The sequence below is a fragment of the Pseudomonas sp. R3.Fl genome (assembly GCF_023516765.1).
GTDB classification, from domain to species: Bacteria; Pseudomonadota; Gammaproteobacteria; order Pseudomonadales; family Pseudomonadaceae; genus Pseudomonas; species Pseudomonas citronellolis.
Window position 1 is genome coordinate 3395673 of the sequence record NZ_JAMGSO010000001.1, and the last position, 21569, is coordinate 3417241.

At 67.2% G+C, this 21569-nt stretch carries 17 protein-coding genes; 6 read left to right on the plus strand and 11 right to left on the minus strand.

The features are described 5' to 3' along the window. Positions 1-7 precede the first annotated feature (7 nt). From M8R19_RS14945 to M8R19_RS14975, 7 genes are all read right to left on the minus strand, one after another. Entirely contained in the window at positions 8-1168 is a 1161-nt protein-coding gene (locus M8R19_RS14945; protein WP_043269862.1) for an acyl-CoA dehydrogenase family protein, read from the minus strand. 17 nt (positions 1169-1185) lie between these two features. Beyond that, complete coding sequence (locus M8R19_RS14950) at positions 1186-1974, minus strand: enoyl-CoA hydratase/isomerase family protein (protein WP_249918179.1); 789 nt, start codon at positions 1972-1974, stop codon at positions 1186-1188. Positions 1975-2305: 331 nt separating this feature from the next. Next, complete coding sequence (locus M8R19_RS14955; RefSeq protein WP_249918180.1) at positions 2306-3709, minus strand: amino acid permease; 1404 nt, start codon at positions 3707-3709, stop codon at positions 2306-2308. Between the two features lie 716 nt (positions 3710-4425). Next, the gene (locus tag M8R19_RS14960; RefSeq protein WP_249918181.1) at positions 4426-6627 is read right to left on the minus strand and encodes an ATP-binding protein; all 2202 of its coding nucleotides are present in this window, start codon (positions 6625-6627) and stop codon (positions 4426-4428) included. Then, entirely contained in the window at positions 6624-7406 is a 783-nt protein-coding gene (locus M8R19_RS14965; protein WP_249918182.1) for a substrate-binding periplasmic protein, read from the minus strand. The genes M8R19_RS14960 and M8R19_RS14965 overlap by 4 nt, the downstream gene beginning before the upstream one ends. Before the next feature lie 2 nt (positions 7407-7408). Beyond that, positions 7409-8149: a response regulator transcription factor gene (locus M8R19_RS14970; protein ID WP_135499876.1), complete on the minus strand. Its 741-nt coding sequence runs from the start codon at positions 8147-8149 to the stop codon at positions 7409-7411. Positions 8150-8259: 110 nt separating this feature from the next. Next, positions 8260-8907 (minus strand): TetR family transcriptional regulator C-terminal domain-containing protein, encoded by a 648-nt coding sequence (locus tag M8R19_RS14975; RefSeq protein ID WP_249918183.1) that lies wholly within the window; start codon positions 8905-8907, stop codon positions 8260-8262. A 157-nt stretch (positions 8908-9064) separates the two neighbouring features. On the opposite strand from M8R19_RS14975, the gene M8R19_RS14980 reads away from it, so the two are divergent. The 4 genes from M8R19_RS14980 (at position 9065) to M8R19_RS14995 (ending at position 14051) form a co-directional block, all read left to right on the plus strand. Further along, complete coding sequence (locus tag M8R19_RS14980) at positions 9065-10168, plus strand: polyamine ABC transporter substrate-binding protein (protein WP_249918184.1); 1104 nt, start codon at positions 9065-9067, stop codon at positions 10166-10168. Between the two features lie 242 nt (positions 10169-10410). Next, complete coding sequence (locus M8R19_RS14985) at positions 10411-11829, plus strand: aminotransferase (RefSeq protein WP_249918185.1); 1419 nt, start codon at positions 10411-10413, stop codon at positions 11827-11829. 53 nt (positions 11830-11882) lie between these two features. Then, on the plus strand, positions 11883-12743 hold the full coding sequence (locus tag M8R19_RS14990; protein WP_249920182.1) for a helix-turn-helix transcriptional regulator: 861 nt from the start codon (positions 11883-11885) through the stop codon (positions 12741-12743). A 300-nt stretch (positions 12744-13043) separates the two neighbouring features. Continuing rightward, entirely contained in the window at positions 13044-14051 is a 1008-nt protein-coding gene (locus tag M8R19_RS14995) for an alpha/beta fold hydrolase (protein WP_249918186.1), read from the plus strand. A gap of 172 nt (positions 14052-14223) precedes the next feature. On the opposite strand, the gene choV is transcribed toward M8R19_RS14995, so the two are convergent. The 4 genes from choV to M8R19_RS15015 all read right to left on the minus strand — a co-directional run bounded on the left by choV (position 14224) and on the right by M8R19_RS15015 (position 18324). Next, positions 14224-15402 carry a choline ABC transporter ATP-binding protein gene (gene choV, locus M8R19_RS15000; RefSeq protein ID WP_009614797.1) on the minus strand — a complete coding sequence of 393 codons (1179 nt, stop codon included), beginning with the start codon at positions 15400-15402 and terminating at the stop codon, positions 14224-14226. A gap of 6 nt (positions 15403-15408) precedes the next feature. Beyond that, positions 15409-16248 (minus strand): choline ABC transporter permease subunit, encoded by an 840-nt coding sequence (choW, locus tag M8R19_RS15005; RefSeq protein ID WP_074980568.1) that lies wholly within the window; start codon positions 16246-16248, stop codon positions 15409-15411. Positions 16249-16289: 41 nt separating this feature from the next. Beyond that, positions 16290-17228, minus strand: coding sequence for a choline ABC transporter substrate-binding protein (locus M8R19_RS15010; RefSeq protein ID WP_116424578.1), 939 nt, complete (start codon positions 17226-17228; stop codon positions 16290-16292). 220 nt (positions 17229-17448) lie between these two features. Then, the gene (locus M8R19_RS15015) at positions 17449-18324 is read right to left on the minus strand and encodes a choline ABC transporter substrate-binding protein (RefSeq protein ID WP_370686637.1); all 876 of its coding nucleotides are present in this window, start codon (positions 18322-18324) and stop codon (positions 17449-17451) included. 382 nt (positions 18325-18706) lie between these two features. Here M8R19_RS15015 and M8R19_RS15020 point away from each other — a divergent pair, with 382 nt between their 5' ends. After that, the gene (locus tag M8R19_RS15020; protein WP_249918187.1) at positions 18707-20083 is read left to right on the plus strand and encodes an L-serine ammonia-lyase; all 1377 of its coding nucleotides are present in this window, start codon (positions 18707-18709) and stop codon (positions 20081-20083) included. A 365-nt stretch (positions 20084-20448) separates the two neighbouring features. Continuing rightward, positions 20449-21552, plus strand: coding sequence for a choline metabolism transcriptional regulator GbdR (gbdR, locus tag M8R19_RS15025; RefSeq protein ID WP_064581597.1), 1104 nt, complete (start codon positions 20449-20451; stop codon positions 21550-21552). The last annotated feature ends 17 nt before the right edge of the window (positions 21553-21569 follow it).

Consider the following 21569-nt stretch of genomic DNA (forward strand, 5'->3'; position numbering starts at 1 on the left):
CCGGACCTCAGCGCAGCAGCGGCCGCAGCAGTTCGCGGGAGATGATGTGGCGCTGGATTTCCGAGGTGCCTTCCCAGATGCGCTCGATGCGCGCGTTGCGCCAGATGCGTTCCACCGGGCCTTCGTCCATCAGGCCCATGCCGCCGAAGATCTGCACGGTCTCGTCGGCGACCTTGCCGAGCACTTCGCTGGCGAACAGCTTGGCCATGCCGGCCTCGCCGTCGGTCATGCTGCCCTGGTCCATCTTCCACGCGGTGTGCAGGGTCATCAGCTCGGCGGCGCGGATCTGCGTGGCCATGTCGGCCAGCTTGAAGGAAATGCCCTGGTAGCTGCCGATGGCCTGGCCGAACTGCTTGCGGTCGGCCGACCATTGCAGGGCCAGGTCCATGGCGCGCTGGGCCTGGCCGACGCAGTTGGCGGCGACCATCACGCGGCCGGCGGTGAGCCAGGCGTTGGCCACTTCCCAGCCCTTGTCGACTTCGCCGAGGACCTTGGAGGCCGGCACGCGGCAGTCGTCGAAGAAGATTTCGTAGGTGTGGTAGCCCTTGTTGCTGACGCATTTCGGGCCGCGGCGCACGGTCATGCCGGCGGTGCCCTTGTCGACCAGGAAGGCGGTCACGGCGTTGCGCTTCTTGCCGTTGCGCTCGTAGCTGTCGGTGACGGCGAAGACGATGGCGAAGTCGGCGTGGCCGGCGTGGCTGATGAAGTGCTTGGCGCCGTTGATCACGAAGTCGTCACCGTCGCGCACGGCGCGGGTCTTGATCGAGTTGGCGTCGGAGCCGGCGCCCGGCTCGGTGAGGGCGAAGCAGTCGATCTTCTCGCCGTTCACGCAGGGCAGCAGGTAGTCCTGCACCTGCTGGCCCTTGCAGGCCATGAGGATTTTCGACGGCCGAGCGACGAACACGTGCAGCGCCCAGGAGACCTTGGACAGCTCGCGCTCGACCAGCGCCTGGGACAGGTAGTCGAGGCCGCCGCCGCCGACTTCCTCGGGCATGTTGAAGGCGTAGAAGCCGGCGGCCAGCGCCTTGCCGCGAATCTGCGCGGCGAGTTCCGGCGACACCGCGTCGGCGCGGTCGACTTCTTCCTCGTGGGGCAGCAGCTCTTTCTCGACGAAGGCCTTGACCGCCTCGACGAGCATTTCCTGTTCCTGGGTCAGTTTGAAATCCATGGGGAATACCTCGCCGCTCAACGGCCTTGGAATTGGGGGGAACGTTTCTCGGCCACGGCGCGCAGGGCTTCGGCGGCGTCCTCGCTGCGGCCGCAGAGCAGCCCGGCGGCCTGCTCGGCCTCCAGTTGCTGGGCCAGCGTGCGGTTGGCGCCGTCTCGGATCAGGCGCTTGGTCTGGGCGAAGGCGAAGGTCGGGCCGGCGGCCAGGCGCGCGGCGAATTCGCCGACCTGGGCCTGCAGTTGGTCATCGGCGACCACTTCGCCGACCAGCCCGGCGTTCAGCGCGCGCTCGGCGTTCCACAGTTCGTCGAGGAACAGCAGGCGCTTGGCCGCTTCGCTGCCGATCAGCCGCGGCAGGTGCCAGCTGGCGCCGGCGTCCGGGCAGTAGGCCATGCCGGTGTAGCCGGCCTTGAAGCGCGCCAAGGCGCCGGCGATGCGGAAGTCGCAGCACAGGGTGAGGTCCATGCCGGCGCCGACGGCGGTGCCGTTGACCGCGGCGATGGTCGGCTTGTCCAGACCGTGCAGGCGGGTCATCAGGGCGTGGGCGGTTTCGGTCCAGCCGTAGGTCTCCAGCTCGCCACGGGCTTCGGCCTCGGCCCATTCGGCGAGGTCGGCGCCGGCGCAGAAGCTGCGGCCCTCGCCGGTCAGCACGATGACGCGCACGGCCGGGTCGACGGCGTAGGCGTCGAGCAGCGCGTGCAGGTTCTTCAGCGTGGGAACGTCCAGCGCGTTGCGCTGTTCGGGGCGGTTCAGGGTGATCCAGGCGATGCCGTCCTGGACCCGGCTGAGCGGGGATGCGTGAGTCATGCTGGCCTCGTTGTTGTTGTCGCATGAGGGCGGTGTTGGCCACCATACTAAACAAGTGTTCAACAAGACGGCAATGCACCCGTTCGGGGGGCTTGTAACGCCCCGCCGGACGGCGGGAAGGCCGCGCGGTGCGGGGGCTGTGGGGATTCGCGGGGGAGTGGCGGGAGAGTCTGTTACAACTTCGAACAAACGGCCCTGCGGGCTCTTCGTAGGAGCGAGCTTGCTCGCGAACCGCATGGCAGCGGAGCCGCCGGGAAATCCGTTCGCGAGCAAGCTCGCTCCTACGAGAAGCCGAAAAGCGAAAAGCCCCGCGGGGCGGGGCTTCGTGGGTTCAGCCGATACTGGGCACCGCCTCGCTGACCCCCTGCGGGCGCTTGCGCTTGAGCACGTAGTAGGCCAGGTAGCAGGCGGCGATGAAGCCGAAGCCCCAGTACAGCGACGGGCGCTGGGTCGGGTCCATGGCGAGGAACACGAACAGCGAGCAGCAGATGGCGATGCAGGCCAGGGGGATCAGCGGGAACAGCGGCGCGGCGTATTTCAGGTCGGACACCGTGCCGCCCTTGGCCATGTGTTCGCGGCGGAAACGGTACTGAGCGTAGGCGATGACGATCCAGGTCACGGTGCCGGACATGCCGCTCACCGCCATCAGCACCATGAACAGGGTGTCGGCGGCGACCACGCTGGTCAGCAGCGAGAGCAGGGCGAAGGCCAGGCTGATCAGCAGCGCGTACAGCGGTACGCCGCGGGAACTGAGTTTGGACAGGCCCTTGGGCGCCATGCCGGTCTTGGACATGGCCCAGAGGATGCGCGTGGAGGCGTACAGGCCGGAGTTGCCCACCGAGAGGATGGCGGTGAGGATGACGAAGTTCATCAGGTCCGCCGCGTAGGGGATGCCGACCATGTCGAACACCTGCACGAACGGGCTTTCCACCAGCCCGGCCTGCTGCCAGGGGACGATGGCGGCCAGCACGATGATCGCCAGCACGTAGAAGATCAGCACGCGGAACACCACGTTGCGCACGGCGCGGGGGATGCTCTTCTCCGGCTGGTCGGTCTCGCCGGCGGCCACGCCCATGATCTCGCAGCCCTGGAAGGCGTAGACCACCGTCATCATCACCGCGAACACCGCCGACAGGCCGTTGGGGAACAGGCTGTCGCCGACCAGGTTGTTCAGCATGGGGGCCGGTGCGCCGTCGTTCAGGTGGATGCCGCCGAAGATCACCAGCACGCCGACGATGATGAAGGCGAGGATGGCCGCCACCTTGATCCCGGCGAACCAGTACTCGGCCTCGCCGAAGGCGCGGGTGGCCAGGGCGTTGAGGGAGAACAGCACGACCACGAAGAAGCCCGACCAGAGCCAGATCGGCACTTCGGGGAACCAGCGCGTCATCAGCATGCCGGCGGCGGTGAATTCCAGGCCGACGGTGGAGGCCCAGCTCATCCAGTACACCCAGCCGATCATGAACCCGGTGGCCGGGCCGATGAAGCGCGTGGCGTGGGCCTGGAAGGAGCCGGAGACGGGCATCTGCACCGACAGCTCGCCCAGGCAGACCATCACCAGATACATCAGCAGGCCAGCCACCAGGTAGGCCAGCACGGCGCCGGCCGGGCCGCCCTGGTTGATGGTGACGCCGGCGCCCATGAACAGCCCGGTGCCGATCACCCCGCCGAGGGACAGCATGAAGATGTGGCGGCTCTTGAGCGCGCGGGTGAGCTGGATCTTCGAATCAGACATGGCGCACCCCCGCTGAACGGCGGGCGCGGCGAAGCGGAACTCTACGTTGGATCATTGTTGTTATCTCCAATCAGTCAGAGGCCGTGGCTCGTGGCACGGATACCGCCGGATTATTCGAAGGGGATGTAAGGTCGCGTTGAACGGCGGGATCGAAGATGTAAAAAGCTGTAAGGAATTTGTAGCGGGCTAGTCCCCACGCCCTCGGGATAACGTCCGGCTAACTCCGAAACATCCAAGCCTGCCGAACGGCCCCCTCGCCCTTCAGGGAGAGGGCTGGGGAGAGGGGACGGAGTCAGCCGAACGCACGGAGTTCATCTGGGAGCCCGCAACCCTCTCCCTAACCCTCTCCCTGAAGGGAGAGGGGACTGTCCGTGCCTGCGGGGAATGCGTGCCTCCCTGCTGGATCTGCGCATTCTGTGCCTTTCGTAGGAGCGAGCTTGCTCGCGAACCGCATGGCACCGCAGCCGCCGGGGAATCCGTTCGCGAGCAAAGGAATTTGTAGCGGGGGCTTTCCAGACGCACCGGCTGACGCCGAAACGTCCGAGCATGCCGTGCGGCCCCCTCTCCCTGAAGGGAGAAGGGACTGTCCGCGCCTGCTGTATGCGCGTGCCTCCCTGCTGGGTCTGCGCATTCTGTGCTTTTCGTAGGAGCGAGCTTGCTCGCGAACCGCATGGCACCGCAGCCGCCGGGAAATCCGTTCGCGAGCAAGCTCGCTCCTACAGGAGGTGCGTCCTGGCGGTGCTGAGTTGCGTGTCGAGTCTTTCGCTCCAGGCTTGCAGCGGTTCGCCAGCCAGGGCCGCTTCTTCCAGGCCGTGCAGGCATTCGCCGAGCCCGCGCAGGCCCATGGAATGACAACTGCCCGCCAGGCGATGGGCCAGACCAGCGGCCTCGCTGGCATCGCCGGCACGGATGGCTTCGTGCAGCAGCGGCAGCTGTTGCGCCAGCAAGTCACTCAGCACACCGAGCAATTCCTTCACCCGGTGCTCACCCAGCAGTTCGCGGTGAGTCGCCAGCACCTGTTCGTCGATCACCCCATCCGCCTCACGCCCGGGCACAGGCGCATGCAGGTTGGCCAGCGCACGACGCAGATCATCGACCCGCAACGGCTTGGCCAGCACGCCTTGCATGCCGGCTTCGAAGTAGGTGCGCACCAGCGCCGGCTGCACGCTGGCGGTGAAGGCGAGGATCGGCGTTTCTCGGTTGCGCCCGCCCTCCTGGCCGCGGATCGCCCGGCACAGTTCGATGCCACCCAGCCCCGGCAGGTGCATGTCCAGCAGGATCAGGTCGAAGGCCTGCTCGCGACAGGCGACCAGCGCCGGTTCGGCATCCTCGGCCAGGCACACGGCATGGCCGTCACGCTCCAGCAGGCCCTGCGCCACTTCGCGATTGAGCGGCGCGTCCTCCACCAGCAGCACGCTCAGGGCACGTTCGCCGCGCGGGGCCGCCTGCGGTTCCACCACGGGAGCCAGCGCGGCTTGCAGCTCGACCTCGAACCAGAAGGTGCTGCCCTGCTCTTCCCGGCTGCGCACGCCGATGCGCCCGCCCATGGCTTCCACCAGGCGCTTGCTGATGGCCAGGCCCAGGCCGCTGCCGCCGTAGCGGCGGGTGACTTCCTCGCTGGCCTGGGTGAAGCGCTCGAAGATGCGCGCCTGCACCGCCTCGGGAATGCCGATGCCGTCGTCGACCACGGCGAAGCGCAGGCGCTGGCCTTCGCCCTGCTGCGCCAGCAGCTCCACCTCCACGCGCACTCCGCCGCCCTCGGTGAACTTCACCGCGTTGGCCACCAGGTTGCTCAGCACCTGGCGGAGGAATTGTTCGGCGCCGCGGCAACGGCGGCGCACGTCGTCGTCCAGGTGCAGCGACAGGCGCGTGGCATTGGCCGCCGCGCGGGGTTCCAGCAGCGTCAGCACCTCGTCGAGCAGCTCGCCGAGGTCGAAGTCCACCGGCTCCGGCAGGCTGGCGCCGTCCTCCAGCTTGGCGAAGTGCAGCACTTCGTTGAGCACTGCCAGCAGGCCCTCGCCGGCCTTGTGCAGGGCGTGCAGGCGCTTGCGTTCCAGCTCGCCGAGGGGCGCGTCGCGCAGCAGTTCGGCCATGCCGAGGATGCCATTGAGCGGGGTGCGGATTTCGTGGCTCATGGTGGCCAGGAAGCGGCTCTTCGCCTCGTTGGCCGCCTCGGCCTCGTCCTTGGCCCGGCGCAGGCTGGCGGTGCGCCGCTCGACCTGGCGCTGCAGCTCGTCGCGCTCTTCGCGCAGGGCCTGGCGCATGTCGTCCAGGGAATGGGCCACGGTGTCGAGTTCGTCGTCTTCGGCGCGGATGCGCTTGTCCAGGCGCAGCGGCTGTTGCAGGTCGCCGCCGGCCATGCGCCCGGCGAACTCGGCCATGCGCTCCAGGTGGCGCGTCACCAGCTTGTGGAACAGCCAGCTCAGGGCCACCGCCAGGCCGCAGAGGAACAGACCCATCCACAGCAGGTTGCTCAGCCCGCCGTGCCAAAGGCGGCGGTACACGGCGCCCTGGTCGATGGCCACGGCCAGCTCGCCAAGGGCGCGCAGCTCGCCGTCCGGCGGCTGGTAGCTGAGCGGGAAGTGTTCGACGCGCAGCGGCCCGGGGGCCTGGATGTCGCCCTGGATCAGGTTGAAGTCGGCGCTGGCGAGGCTCGCCCAGGCGATGTCGGGGAAGTCCACCAGGCCGTGCAGTTGCACGTTGAGCTGGGCCTGGTTGAGGTCCCACAGGCTGCGCTCGAAGCTGGCCAGGTAGCCGCTGCGGATCAGCTCCAGGCGGGTTTCGATGTCGCGCATCTCGCGGCGGTATTCCAGGTACAGCTGCAGCGCGCCGGCCAGCAGGGTGAAGCACAGGCTGAAGCCCAGCACCCGCAGCAGCAGGCGCCGCGCCAGCGGGCCGGGGGCGCGCAGGGCTCTCATGGCGTGGCTCCGGCGGCAAGCATGGCGCGGTAGTCACGCTCGCTTTCGTCCAGCCAGCGCGCCAGGCTGCCGTCGGCCTGCAGGCGTTGCAGGGCCTTGTCGATCTCGCCCAGGCGCGCCTGCAACGGCGAGTGCCGCGACACCGCCAGGCGCAGGTAGTCGACGGTGATCGGTTGCGGCGCGTCCACGATGTCCTCCCCGCCGGGCAGGCGCTCGACCAGCAGCCGCCCGGTGCGCCGCTCGTAGGGGATGAAGTCGATGCGCTGGCGGATCAGCTTGCCGAAGTTCTGCGTGCTGTCGGAGACGTACTCGATGTTGTCGTGGCTGGCGACGAAGCGGTCGAACGCGGCGCCGTAGCTCTCGCCGAAGAGCAGGCCGCCGCGGTAGCGGGAAAGGTCCTCCAGCGTCTGGAAGCGCACCGGTTTGCGGCGGTTGTAGAACAGCGCCACTTCCTCGCGCAGCACCGGCGCCTCGGCGAAGGCCAGGCCCTGGTCGCGCTGCGCCGTGCGGTAGGCCAGGACCACGTCGACGCGCCCGGCGGCGGCATCCATCAGGCAGCGCTTCCAGTTGCCCAGCACCACCACCTGCACGTCGTAGCCGAGCCCGCCGAGCACGCGCTTCACCACCTGTGGCGCCAGCCCGCGCACTTCATGGCCGTCGCTCCAGGAGACCGGCGGGTACACCGGATAGTCGCAGTAGCGCACGCGCTCGGCGGCCGGCGCCAGGCCACCCCGGGCCAGGACGAGCAGCGCCAGGGCGAGCAGGGCCAGCCAGCGCACGTTCAGGCGTCGCTGGGGGCGGCGGTGAACAGGTAGCCGGCGCCGTGGATGGTGATGATCAGCTCGGGTTCGGCCGGGTCGTCGCGCAGCTTGCGGCGCAGGCGGCCGACCAGCACGTCGATGGAGCGGTCGTTGGGCAGCCACTCGCGGTTGCGGATCTGGTCCATCAGCTGGTCGCGGCTGAGGGTGTGGCCGCTGTTGCGCAGGAACACGCTGAGCAGCTGGAACTCGCCGTGGGTGAGCAGGGTTTCGCCGCCGTCGCGGTCGACCAGGCGCCGGCGGTCCGGGTCCAGGCGCCACTGGGCGAAGCGCTTCAGCGGCTGGCGCGCCGGCGTTGCCGTGGCCGGGGCGCGGGCATGGCGCACGCGGCGGATCAGGTTCTTCGCCCGCGACACCAGCTCGCGCGGGTTCGGCGGCTTGATCACGTAGTCGTCGGCGCCGCATTCCAGGCCGACGATGCGGTCGATGTCGTCGTTGCGCCCGGTGATCAGGATGATCCCCACCTCCGAGCGCACGCGCAGTTCGCGGGTGAGGGTCAGGCCGTCCTTGCCGGGCAGGCGGATGTCCAGCAGCACCAGGTCGAACGGCGGGCCGCCCTGCTCGGCTTCGGCCAGGCTGGCCTCGGCCTGTTCGGCGGTGCTGGCGCAGGCCACCTCGTAGCCCTCCCCGGCGAGGTAGGACTGGAGGAGTTCGCGGATCAGCGGATCGTCGTCGACGATCAGTACACGGGGAGCCATCGCCAATACCCTGCTGCGGCCGCCGGCGAGGTCGCGGCGGATTTCTTATTAGAGGATGGACGCCCGTGGGAAATTTCCCAGGGGCCGGCGCAGAGTAGCGATTGCTGAACGGCCGATCAACAGTCCGACCGCCGACGGCTGAAGCGCTGCCGCCCGCCGGCCTGCAGGCCGTCGACCCAGGCCTCGCAGACCTGGATGCCCTGTTCCGCGGTGAAGGTGTTGGGGTTCAGCCCGGATTCCAGCCACAGGCCGTCGAGCATGGCGGACAGGGCGATGGCGGCGAGATCGGCATCGAAGTCGGCCCAGCCTTCCTCTTCGGCCAATTGGTTCAGCGCCTGGGCCAGCAGGGCGCGGTACTCGCCGTAGGAATGGTCGTGGGCGCGGTTGATCGCCTCGGCGGTCTTCACCGCGCCCCAGAACGCCAGCCAGGCGTCGAGCAGCTGCGGGTCGAGCAGTTCGGCGCTGAACGAGGCGCGGAAGAACGCCGACAGGCGCGCGCGAGGGTCCGGCGCGGCCTGGTCGATGGCCTCGCGCAGCAACTGCATGACGCGCCCGGTGACCGTCAGGTAGGCCTCGGCGACCAGCTCGTCCTTGCCCGCGTAGTGGTGGTTGATCAGCCCCACCGAGACCCCGGCCTCGGCGCAGATCTTGCGGATCGACGCACCCTGGAAGCCGTGCTGCTTCAGGCACGCCAGGGTGGCCTCGATCAGCAGCGCCTTGCGCTGTTCGGGTTCCAGCCGGGAAAAGCGCACTGCCTGGTTCATCGCCTGCCGCTCCTGTGTCCGAGGCCGCCAATCTGAACGAATGTGCAACAGCATACCAGCCCCACCCACCCATTCGGGGAATGGCCCGGCGACAGCTGGCGGCGGACAGTGGCCACAGCCGACACGACCCTCGAAAACAACCACAGGTGGGAGTGACATGTACAAATCCTGCGCAGCGATCCTGGGCACGGCCCTGCTGCTGAGCCCCTTGCTCGGCCAGGCCGCGGACGCCGACGGCGCCAAAACGCTGAGGCTGTACAACTGGACCGACTACATCGGCGAGCACACCATCGCCGACTTCGAGAAGGCCACCGGGATCAAGGTGGTCTACGACACCTTCGACTCCTACGAGACGGTGCAGGGCAAGCTGCTGCCCGGCCGCTCCGGCTACGACCTGGTGGTGCTCAACGCCGCACTGGTGCCGCCGCTGCTCAAGGCCGGGGTGTTCCAGCCGCTGGACAAGAGCAAGCTGCCCAGCTGGAGCAACCTCGACGCCGAAGTGCTCAAGCACCTGGAGCACTATGACCCGGGCGTGCAGTACTCGGCGCCCTACACCTGGGGCAGCAACGGCATCACCTACAACATCGAGAAGATCAAGCAGCGCATGCCCGACGCGCCCATCGGCTCGCTGGCGATGCTGTTCGATCCCAAGGTGGTGTCGAAATTCGCCGACTGCGGGGTGACCATCATCGATTCGCCCACCGACGTCATCCCGCTGGCCCTGGCCTACCTCAAGCGCGACCCGAACAGCGCCAACCCCGAGGACCTCAAGGCCGCCCAGGACCTGCTGCAGTCGATCCGCCCGTACATCCGCAAGTTCGACTCCACCAGCTACCTCAACGGCCTGGCCAATGGCGACCAGTGCATGGCCATGACCTGGTCCGGCGACTACGCCACCGCCCAGGCCCGCGCCGACGAGGCCGGGGCCAAGGTCAAGCTGGGCTACTTCGTGCCCAGGGAAGGCTCGCTGATCTGGTTCGACGACTTCTACATCCCGGCCGACGCGCCGCACGTGGCCAACGCCCACAAGTTCATCGAGTACATGCTGCAGCCGAAGGTGGCCGCCGACGTCAGCGACTACATCCGCTACGCCACCAGCAACGGCGCGGCCAAGCCGCTGCTGGCCGCCGAGGTGCGCGACGACCCGGCGATCTACCCGGATGCCGAGACGCGCTCGCGGCTGTTCACCCAGAAGGTCCAGGGGCCCAAGGCCACGCGGCTGATCACCCGGACGTGGAATGCGGTGAAGACGGGGACCTGAGTTTTCGTGACTGACTACTGACTTAAGAGCCCCCTCTCCCCAGCCCTCTCCCTGAAGGGAGAGGGGGCCGATAGTGCCGAGATGACTGATGGCGCCCTCCTGAAACGCTCAGGCGACGCCAGATCCGGCAAGGAAGTTCGGAGCCTCAGCCCGCTCCGAACGATCCCCTCTCCCTTCAGGGAGCGGGTCAGGGAGAGGGAAACGGAATTAACGAGTTGAAACCGCAATATCGAGGTACTGCCATGACCACCCCATCCGCCGCCTTCTTCGCCCAATTCGATGACGAAAAGCTGGTCGCCGCCGACAAGGCCCACTACGTGCACGGCTACCACGTGTTCGACGACCACCGCGAGAACGGCGCGCTGAACATCGCCGCAGGCCAGGGCGCCTACATCTACGACACCAAGGGCAACCGCTACCTGGACGCCGTGGGCGGCATGTGGTGCACCAACATCGGCCTGGGCCGCGAGGAGATGGCCGAGGCCATCGCCGAGCAGGTGCGCCAGCTGGCCTACTCCAACCCCTTCTGCGACATGGCCAACGTCACCGCCATCCAGCTCTGCGAAAAGCTCGCCGAACTGGCCCCGGGCGACCTCGACCACGTGTTCCTCACCACCGGCGGCTCCACCGCCGTGGACACCGCCTACCGGCTGATCCAGTACTACCAGAACTGCCGCGGCAAGCACGCCAAGAAGCACATCATCAGCCGCGTCAACGCCTACCATGGCTCGACCTTCCTGACCATGTCGCTCGGCGGCAAGGTGGCCGACCACCCGGCCGAGTTCGACTTCCTCAAGGACTTCATCCACCACATCTCCTGCCCCAACCCCTACCGCGCGCCGGCGGGCATGACCGAGGGCGACTTCCTGGAATTCCTGGTCAAGGAGTTCGAGGACAAGATCCTGGAACTGGGCGCGGACAACGTGGCGGCCTTCTTCGCCGAGCCGATCATGGGCTCGGGCGGCGTGATCATCCCGCCCAAGGGCTACCACAAGCGCATGTGGGAGGTGTGCCGGAAGTACGACCTGCTCTACGTCGCCGACGAGGTGGTGACTTCCTTCGGCCGCCTGGGCGCCTTCTTCGCCTCCGAGGACGTGTTCGGCATGCAGCCGGACATCATCACCACCGCCAAGGGCCTGACCTCCGGCTACCTGCCGCTGGGCGCGTGCATCTTCTCGGACCGCATCTGGAAGGTGATCGCCGAGCCGAACCAGGGCCGCTGCTTCAGCCACGGCTTCACCTACAGCGGGCACCCGGTGAGCTGCATCTCGGCGCTGAAGAACATCGAGATCATCCAGCGCGAGAACCTGCTGGAGCACGTCAAGGACGTCGGCGCCTACCTGGAGCAGCGCCTGCAGGAGCTGGCCGACCTGCCGCTGGTGGGCGACGTCCGCTGCCAGAAGCTGATGGCCTGCGTCGAGTTCGTCGCCGACAAGCGCAGCAAGACGCTGTTCCCCGAGGAGCTGAACATCGGCGAGAAGATCCACCTGCGGGCGCAGAAGCGCGGCCTGCTGGTGCGCCCCATCGTGCACCTGAATGTGATGTCGCCGCCGCTGACCATCACCCGCGAGCAGGTCGACGAGGTGGTCGACACCCTGCGCGAGGCGATTCTCGAAACCGCCGAGGACCTCAAGCGCAGCGGCGACTACGCGGGGCACTGATGCGCGGACGCGGCGCTTTGCACCTGGTCGGCGGCGGCCGTATGCTGCCGACCATGAGCACACCGGCCACCCCACTCGACACCCCACCCAACAGCCCGGCCCTGCATGCCTGGCATGTGGGGCTGGCGCGCGCCATGGCCGCGGTGGCCACGGCGGAATTCCCGGCGCGGCTGGTGGAGGCACTCGGCGCGCTGGTGCCCATCGAGTCGTCGCTGTTCGGCCTGGAGCGCAAGGGCCAGCCGCCGCGCCACCTGTTCCAGCACGGCATCCCCGCGGAATACCGCGAGCCGCTGACCGAGCGCTACTACGCCCGCGGCTACCTGCTCGACCCCTTCTGCCTGGCCATCGAAGGCGGCCTGGCCGAGGGCTTCTACCCGCTGGCGGAAATCGCCCCGGACGACTTCTTCGCCAGCGAGTACTACAAGACCTACTACCTCAAGTGCGGCTCGGTGGAAGACAGCCACTACATCGTCGACCTCGACGCCCAGCGCAAGCTTTCCCTGTGCGTGTATCAAGGCCGTAGCGGCGCGCGCTTCAGCGAGGAACAGACCGAACTGCTGCGCGCCGCGCTGCCGCTGGTGCGCGAGCTGTGCCGGCAGTTCGAGAGCCGCGGCGGCCTCGACCTGCTGCTGGCCGGCGGCGACGCCGGCGCGCAACCGGCGGCGGCGCTGAACCGGCACATCCGCGAAGCCTTCATGAACTTCGGCGGCGACTGCCTGACCGAGCGCGAACGGGAAATCGCCCACCTGCTGCTGCGCGGCCACTCGGTGAAGTCCAGCGCCCGCGTGCTGGACATCTCGCCGGAGACGGTGCGCATGCATCGCAAGCACCTCTACACCAAGCTGGAGATCAATTCCCAGGCGGAACTGTTCTCGCTGTTCATCGACTGGCTGACGCGCGACGGGCCCGCCTGAACATCGATCGCCCCATGTAGGAGCGCGCCCTGCGCGCGATTCGCGGGCAGGGCCCGCTCCTACATACGGATATACCGCGGACGGAGTCCGCTTACGCTGTTTTCTGGTTTCCCGCGTTCGCGGGAATGACGGGATTAAGATTCGTGTTTTCCGACGTCATTCCCGCGAACGCGGGAACCCAGCGACTTCGACGCCGTGCCTCGTCCGCGATTCGCCTGGCACGATGGCGCCCACGCCCTTCCCAGCCCAGGCCCTCCCCAGGCATGCTAGAGCATTCCCCCGCCCTCCCGAGGAAACCCCATGTTCCGACGCTGGCTCCCCGCCCTGCTGCTGGCCGCCGCCCTGCCGTTGCAGGCCGCCGAAACCCGGCCGACCTACGGCCCCGAACTGGAACGCTTCAACTACGCCTACCCGGTGGGGCACTTCAGCTTCGTCTCCCAGGGCAAGCACGTGCACATGGCCTACATCGACGTGAAGCCGGCCAAGCCCAACGGCCGCGCGGTGCTGCTGCTGCACGGCAAGAACTTCTGCGCCGGCACCTGGGAGGCCAGCATCGCCGCCCTCAGCGCCGCCGGCTACCGGGTGGTGGCGCCGGACCAGATCGGCTTCTGCAAGTCGACCAAGCCGGAGCACTACCAGTACAGCTTCCAGCAACTGGCGAGCAACACCCACGCCCTGCTGGACAAGCTCAGGCTGCACAAAGTGACCATGCTCGGCCACTCCACCGGCGGTATGCTCGCCGCGCGCTACGCGCTGATGTACCCGCAGCAGGTCGAGCAGCTGGTGCTGGTCAACCCCATCGGCCTTGAGGACTGGAAGGCCCTGGGCGTGCCCTACCGCACCCCGGACCAGTGGTACGAGCGCGAGCTGAAGACCAGCGCGGAAAGCATCCGCAAGTACGAGCAGGCCACCTACTACGCCGGCCAGTGGAAGCCGGAGTACGACAAGTGGGTGAACATGCTCGCCGGCCTGTACAACGGCTCCGGTCACGAGCGCGTGGCGTGGAACTCGGCGCTGCAGTACGACATGATCTTCACCCAGCCGGTGGTCTACGAGTTCGGCCAGATCCAGGCGCCCACCCTGCTGATGATCGGCACCCAGGACAACACCGCGATCGGCAAGGACGTGGCCCCCGAGCCGCTGCGCGCCAAGCTGGGCAACTACGCCGAGCTGGGCAAGCGCACCGCCCAGGCCATCCCCCACGCCACCCTGGTGGAGTTCGACAAGCTCGGCCACGCGCCGCAGATCCAGGACCCGCAGGCCTTCCACGCGGCGCTGCTCAAGGGCCTGGCCGAACTCAAGCATTAAGGACGCGCTCTTCGTAGGAGCGAGCTTGCTCGCGAACGGACTTCCCGGCGGCTGCGGTGCCGTGCGGTTCGCGAGCAAGCTCGCTCCTACGAGAAGCCATGCCCGCCTCGCGAACGGTTACGCAAAACGAAAACGCCGGGCATCTGCCCGGCGTTTTCGTTGCCTCGGCCCGTCAGCCCAGGTTCTTGCCCAGCAGCGCGTGGTACAGCTCGCTGTCGCCGAGCACGCCGACCACGCGGCTCTGCTCCTGCAGGACCAGCTTGTGGCCGGTCTGGTAGCGGATCTGCAGGGCGTCGCGCATGCGGATGCTGACGTCCACCAGGGTCGGCTCGTGCTTGAGCTTTTCCACCGGGTCGCCCGGGCGCCATTGCTGCAGGTCGATGATGTTGCTGCCCTGGCGCGCGGTCTTGATCTGGTTGGTCTCGGTGAGGCCGATCCAGCAGTCGCGGCCCTGGTCGAAGCACACCTCGCCGTCCTGCCGGCGGCACTGGTCCAGGCCGCGCATCAGGCTGGAGCCGCACAGCACGTTGAGCGGGTTGGTGTGGGCGACGAAGGTGCGCACGTAGTCGTCCGCCGGGTTCAGCACGATCTCCTCGGGCTTGCTGTGCTGGATGATGCGGCCGTCCTTCATGATGGCGATGCGCGAGCCGATCTTCAGCGCCTCGTCCAGGTCGTGGCTGACGAAGACGATGGTCTTGTGCAGCTGGCGTTGCAGCACCAGCAGTTCGTCCTGCAGCTGCTGGCGGATCAGCGGGTCCAGCGCCGAGAAGGGCTCGTCCATCAGCAGGATGTCGCCGTCCATGGCCAGCGCGCGGGCCAGGCCGACGCGCTGCTGCATGCCGCCGGAGAGTTCGTCCGGGCGCTTGTCGCGCCACTGCGACAGGCCCACCAGTTCGAGCTTCTCGTCGATCACCTTCTTCCGCTCGGCGGCCGGGCGGCCCTGCATCTCCAGGCCGAAGCCGATGTTCTCGGCCACGGTCAGCCAGGGCATCAGGGCGAACTTCTGGAACACCATGGCGATGCGCTTGGTGCGCATGGTCTTGAGCGTCGCCGGCGAGCAGTTGGCGACGTCCACCTGCTGGCCTTCGTGCTCGATCAGCAGCTTGCCGCGGCTGACCGTGTTGAGGCCGTTGATGCAGCGCAGCAGGCTCGACTTGCCCGAGCCGGACAGGCCCATCATCACGCAGATTTCACCGCGCTCGACGTCCAGGTTGGCGTCCTCCACGCCCAGCACCTGGCCGGTGCGCTTGAGGATTTCCTGGCGGCCCAGGCCTTCGTCGAGCAGGCGCAGGGCTTCCTTGGTGTTCTTGCCGAAGATGACATCGACGTTCTTGAATTCAATCGCAGCCATGGTTGCTTACCTCCCCCGCAGCGAACGTTGCTTGCACACCCGGTCGAGCAGGATGGCGAGCAGGACGATGGCCAGGCCGGCCTCGAAGCCCAGGGAGATGTCCGCGGTGTTCAGCGCGTTCACCACCGGCTTGCCGAGGCCGTCGGCGCCTACCAGCGCGGAAATCACCACCATCGACAGCGACAGCATGATGCACTGGGTGATGCCGGCGCCGATGCTGGGCATGGCGTGCGGCAGTTCGATACGGGTCAGCAGCTGCCAACGCGAGCAGCCGAAGGCCTTGCCGGCGTCCATCAGCTCCGCCGGCACGTCCTGGATGCCCAGGCAGGTCAGACGGATCGGCGCGGCGATGGCGAAGATCACAGTGGAAATCAGGCCCGGCACCACACCCAGGCCGAACAGCGTCAGGGTGGGGATCAGGTAGACGAAGGTGGGCACCGTCTGCATCAGGTCCAGCAGCGGGCGCAGGGCGGTGTAGAACCAGGGCTTGTGCGCCGCGACGATGCCCAGGGGCACGCCGATGGCGACGCACACCAGGGTGGCGAAGATGACCTGGGCCAGGGTCTCCATGGTTTCCTGCCAGTAGCCCAGGTTGAGGATCAGCAGCAGCGAGGCCAGGGCGAACAGCGTCAGGCCGATGCTGCGCTGGATGAAGTGCACCAGGCCCACCAGGATGGCGGTGAGCAGCAGCGGGTGGAACCACAGCAACCCGCCGGTGACACCGTGGATGAGGAACTCGAGGACATCCGAGATCTTGTCGAAGACCGCCGAACCATGGCGGGTGAGCCAGTCGACGAAGGCGGCGATGTGCTCACCGAGGGGGATCTTGTGTTCAGTCAGAAACATAGTGCGGGCCCATCAAGCAAGGTGGAAGCGACCGGCCAGGGTCACTTGGCGAAAGCGACCTTGGCCGCGGCGAGCGCCGGCTTGCCGTCACGCGTGGTGACGCCAGCCAGCCAGGCATCGAGCAGTTCCGGGTGATCCTTCAACCAGGCCTTGGCCGCGTCCTCGGGCTTCTTGCCCTCGTTGAGCACGGCGTCCATCAGTTTGTTTTCCATGTCCAGGGTGAAAGTGAGGTTGGTCAGCAGCTTGCCGACGTTCGGGCACTCCTGGGCGTAGCCCTTGCGCACGTTGGTGTAGATGGTCGCGCCGCCGTAGTTGGGGCCGAACACGTCATCGCCACCTTGCAGGTACTGCATCTTGAAGCGGGTGTTCATCGGGTGCGGTTCCCAGCCGAGGAACACGATCCACTGGCTGCGGCGGTCGGCGCGGCCCACCTGCGAGAGCATGCCGGCCTCGCTGGACTCCACCAGCTTGAACTTGCCCAGGTCGAACTGGTTCTTGTCGATCATGCCCTGGACCAGGCGGTTGCCGTCGTTGCCCGGCTCGATGCCGTAGATCTTGCCGCCGAGCTTGTCGGAGAACTTGGCGATGTCGGCGAAGGTCTTCAGCCCGCCGTCGTAGGCCGCCTGGGTGACCGCCAGGGTGTACTTGGCGCCCTCCAGGTTGGCCCGCACGGTTTCCACCGAGCCGTTGTCGGCGTAGGGCTTGATGTCGTTGGCCATGCTCGGCATCCAGTTGCCGAGGAAGACGTCGAGGTCCTTGTTCGCCAGCGAGCGGTAGGTCACCGGCACGGAAAGCATGTTCACCTTGGTGGTGTAGCCGAGCGACTCCAGCACCTGGCGAGTGGTCGCGGTGGTAACGGTGATGTCGGTCCAGCCGACGTCGGAGAAGCGAACCGTGCCGCACGACTCAGGTTCAGCGGCCTGAACCACCAGCGGCGCACTCAGGGACACAGCCAGCAGCAAAGACTTGCAACCTTTCATGAGCGTACTCCTCTACGGGATGGGACGATCTGCGTGGGTTTCTAGGTGGGCCGCGCCGGGACGCGGGCCCTTTCTTCGTCGATTCGGAAACGATCATGGAACAGGAAAAATCCGCCGCATACCGGGTGCGTCGCAACCAGTGCAGGCGAAGTCGCAATCAGCACCAGGGGTGTCGCATCCAGTTCCACGGCCCTGTTCCGGCAGCCCGGAGACGTCGCCCTCACTGCTGGGCGACGGCCTTGGACTGGGCCTGGGCGCGCGGCTGCACGCCCTTGAGCCAGGCATCGCGCACCTGCGGGTTGGCCTGCAACCAGTCCTTGGCGGCCTGGCGCGGATTGCTCCGTTCATTGAGCACCGCGTCCATCAGGCGGTTCTCCATGGGCAGGTCGAATTTCAGGTTGCGCAGCAGCTGCGCGACGTTCGGGCATTCATCAAGATAGCCGGCCCTGACGTTGGTGTAGACGGTGGCGCCGCCGTAGTTCGGGCCGAAATAGGCATCGCCGCCTTCCAGGTAGCGCATCTGCAGGCGGGTGTTCATCGGGTGCGGTTCCCAGCCGAGGAACACGATCGGCTGCTTGAGGGCGCCGGCGCGGCGCACCGAGGCGAGCATGTCGGCCTCGCTGGACTCCACCAGTTTGAAGTCGCCCAGGCCGAAGGCCTTCTCGGCGATCATCCTGCGGATCAGCTGGTTGCCGTCGTTGCCCGGCTCGATGCCGTAGATCTTGCCGCCCAGCTGCTCCTTGAACCTGGCGATGTCGGCGAAGCTCTTCAGGCCGGCGTCGTAGGCGTACTGGGGAACGGCGAGGGTGTACTTGGCGCCCTCCAGGTTGGCGCGCACGGTCTGCACCCGGCCGTCGTCGGCGTAGGGCTTGATGTCCGCGGCCATGCTCGGCATCCAGTTGCCGAGGAAGACGTCGATGCGCTTCTCGGCCATGGCCTTGTAGGTATCGGGAACGGAGAGACGCTCGACCTTGGTGCGGTAGCCCTGTTCACTGAGCACCAGGCGGGTGACGGCGGTGGTGACGGTGATGTCGGTCCAGCCGACATCGGCGAAACGGACCAGCGAGCAGGACTGTGGTTCGGCGGCCTGGGCCAGGCCAGAGCAAAGAACGGGTAACGCCAACAGCGACAACAGAAGACACTTCATGAGGTCAGCCTCTAGCAATTACGGGGAGGGGTCAAGCGCAGGTCCGAAGGCGAAACCATAGCCGTTCGTCGACCGTTCATCATGAAACACCCCGAAATATGGGGCTGTCGACTGATTGATGTTGTCTATCGACTGCGTCTCAAATTCGTAATTATTTGTCGCGTGAGCGACATCGACTGGCACGATTCTTCCCATGTCGCACGCCGCGGCGCTTTTGGATAAGGCCAAGTCGGTGCCGGACGCCGGCCTAGCCGGCCGAGGGCCGATGATGCCCCGCATCAGGGGTGCCCGCGGGCGCTCCGCATCACGCCCAGTTCCTGCGGAGGCCGGCATGGCTATCAGTGTGTTCGACCTGTTCAAGATCGGTATCGGCCCCTCCAGCTCGCATACCGTCGGCCCCATGCGCGCCGCCGCCCTGTTCGTCGGCGCCCTGCGCGAACGCCAGTTGCTGCCCCGCGTCGACCGCGTCGAAGTGAAGCTCTACGGTTCGCTCTCCGCCACCGGCGTCGGCCACGGCACCGACCGTGCCGTGATCATGGGCCTGATGGGCGAATGGCCCGACCGCATCGACCCCAGCCAGATCGCCCCGCGCATGGCCGAGCTGCTCGGCAGCGGCGAACTGCTGCTGGCCGGCGAGCGGCGCATTCCCTTCGACTGGGTGCGCGACATGCGTCTGCTGGAGGAGAACCTGCCCTACCACCCCAACGCCATGAGCCTGGTCGCCTACGAGGGCGATGCCGAGCTGTACGCCGACACCTATTACTCCATCGGCGGCGGCTTCGTCGTCGATGCCGAGCAGGCCGCCGCCGGTTCCCTCGACCAGGACGCCACCCGCCTGCCCTACGACTTCAACAGCGCCGCCGAGCTGCTGCAGCTGTGCCGCCGCCACAACCTGCGAGTCTCCCAGCTGATGCTGGCCAACGAGCGCATGTGGCGCAGCGACACCGACACCCGCGACGGCCTGATGCGCATCTGGCGCGCCATGCAGGACTGCGTGAACAACGGCCTCAAGGCCGAGGGCATCCTCCCCGGCGGCCTCAACGTGCAGCGCCGCGCCGCCCGCCTGCACCGCAACCTGCTGGAGATCGGCAAGCCCAACGTCATCGGCTCCACCCTCAGCGCCATGGAGTGGGTCAATCTCTACGCCCTGGCGGTGAACGAGGAGAACGCCGCCGGCGGGCGCATGGTCACCGCGCCCACCAACGGCGCGGCCGGGATCGTCCCGGCGGTGCTGCACTACTACATGCGCTTCAACCCCGATGCCAGCGAGCAGGACGTGGTGGACTTCTTCCTCGCCGCCGCCGCCGTGGGCATCCTGTGCAAGAAGAACGCCTCCATCTCCGGCGCCGAAGTCGGCTGCCAGGGCGAGGTCGGCTCGGCCTGCGCCATGGCCGCCGCCGGCCTGGCCGAAGTGCTCGGCGCCAGCCCCGAGCAGGTCGAGAACGCCGCCGAGATCGGCCTGGAGCACAACCTCGGGCTGACCTGCGACCCGGTCGGCGGCCTGGTCCAGGTGCCCTGCATCGAGCGCAACGCCATCGCCGCGGTGAAGGCCATCAACGCCGCGCAGATGGCCCTGCGTGGCGACGGCCAGCATTTCATCAGCCTCGACCAGGCGATCCGCACCATGCGCGACACCGGCGCCGACATGCACGACAAGTACAAGGAAACCTCCCGCGGCGGCCTGGCCGTCAGCATCATCGAGTGCTGACCCCCTTTCGCTCATCCGGCGCGTCCGGCGCCACCTTTTGGCGCAGCCTCGCGCCTTTATCGGGCAGGTCTGACAAGCGTTACTTTCGGAAAATGCTGGCACTCGGCAGCCACGAGCCGAGTGCTACCAAATGCCCCAGAGGCCACGTCCCATAGGCATTTGCGACCTGTCAGGCGTCGCATCCAAGCTCCCAAAAGCGCCGTTCCCAGGCGCTTTTCTTTTTTTATTGAACGCTCAATCAATATAGGCACGGCATTTGCCTTGCTCTTGGAAGCGGTGGTGACCTGCGGGTCACCCAGGCAAAAAAACAAGCATAAGAAAGCCCCTCAGGGGCGACCGTGACTAGCGTGAGGAGATCGAGCATCATGAATGCTTTCAACCCCGGAGTTCCCCCGCAAAACCGAGCTCCGCAGTCCATCGGCTTCCTGCTGCTGGACAACTTCACCCTGATCTCCCTGGCCTCCGCGGTGGAACCGCTGCGCATGGCCAACCAGCTCTCCGGCAGGGAGCTGTACCGCTGGCACACCCTCACCCTCGACGGCCGCCAGGTATGGGCCAGCGACGGCCTGCAGATCACCCCCGACGCCAGCACCGACGGCGCCCCGCCGATGGATTCGCTGATCGTGGTCGGCGGCGTGGGCATCCAGCGCAGCGTCACCCGCGAACACGTGACCTTCCTGCAGACCCAGGCGCGCCTGGGCCGCCGCCTCGGCGCGGTGTGCACCGGCAGCTGGGCGCTGGCCCGCGCCGGCCTGCTCGACGGCTACGACTGCAGCGTGCACTGGGAATGCCTGGCGGCGATGCAGGAAGCCTTCCCGCGGGTGGCCATGAGCACCCGCCTGTTCTCCATCGACCGCAACCGCTACACCTCCTCCGGTGGCACCGCGCCGATGGACATGATGCTGCACCTGATCGGCCGCGAGCACGGCCGCGAGCTGTCGGCGGCGATCTCCGAGATGTTCATCTACGAGCGCATCCGCAACGAGCAGGACCACCAGCGCGTGCCGCTCAAGCACATGCTCGGCACCAACCAGCCGAAGCTGCAGGAAATCGTCGCGCTGATGGAAGCCAACCTGGAAGAGCCGATCGACCTCGACGAACTGGCGGTCTACGTCAACGTCTCGCGGCGCCAGCTGGAGCGGCTGTTCCAGAAGTACCTGCACTGCTCGCCGTCGCGCTACTACCTGAAGCTGCGCCTGATCCGCGCACGCCAGCTGCTCAAGCAGACCTCCATGTCGATCATCGAAGTGGCCTCGGTGTGCGGCTTCGTCTCCACCCCGCACTTCTCCAAGTGCTACCGCGAATACTTCGGCATCCCGCCGCGCGACGAACGCCAGGGCCAGCCGATCGGCCAGCCGGTGATGGTCATGCCGATACCCCAGGACCTGGCGCTGATGCCGCACTCCTCGGCAATCTCGGCACTGAGCCAGGCGCAGGGGGAGTCGACCTTTGCCAGTGTGAGGGTTTGAGGGGGCTTTTTGCGGCG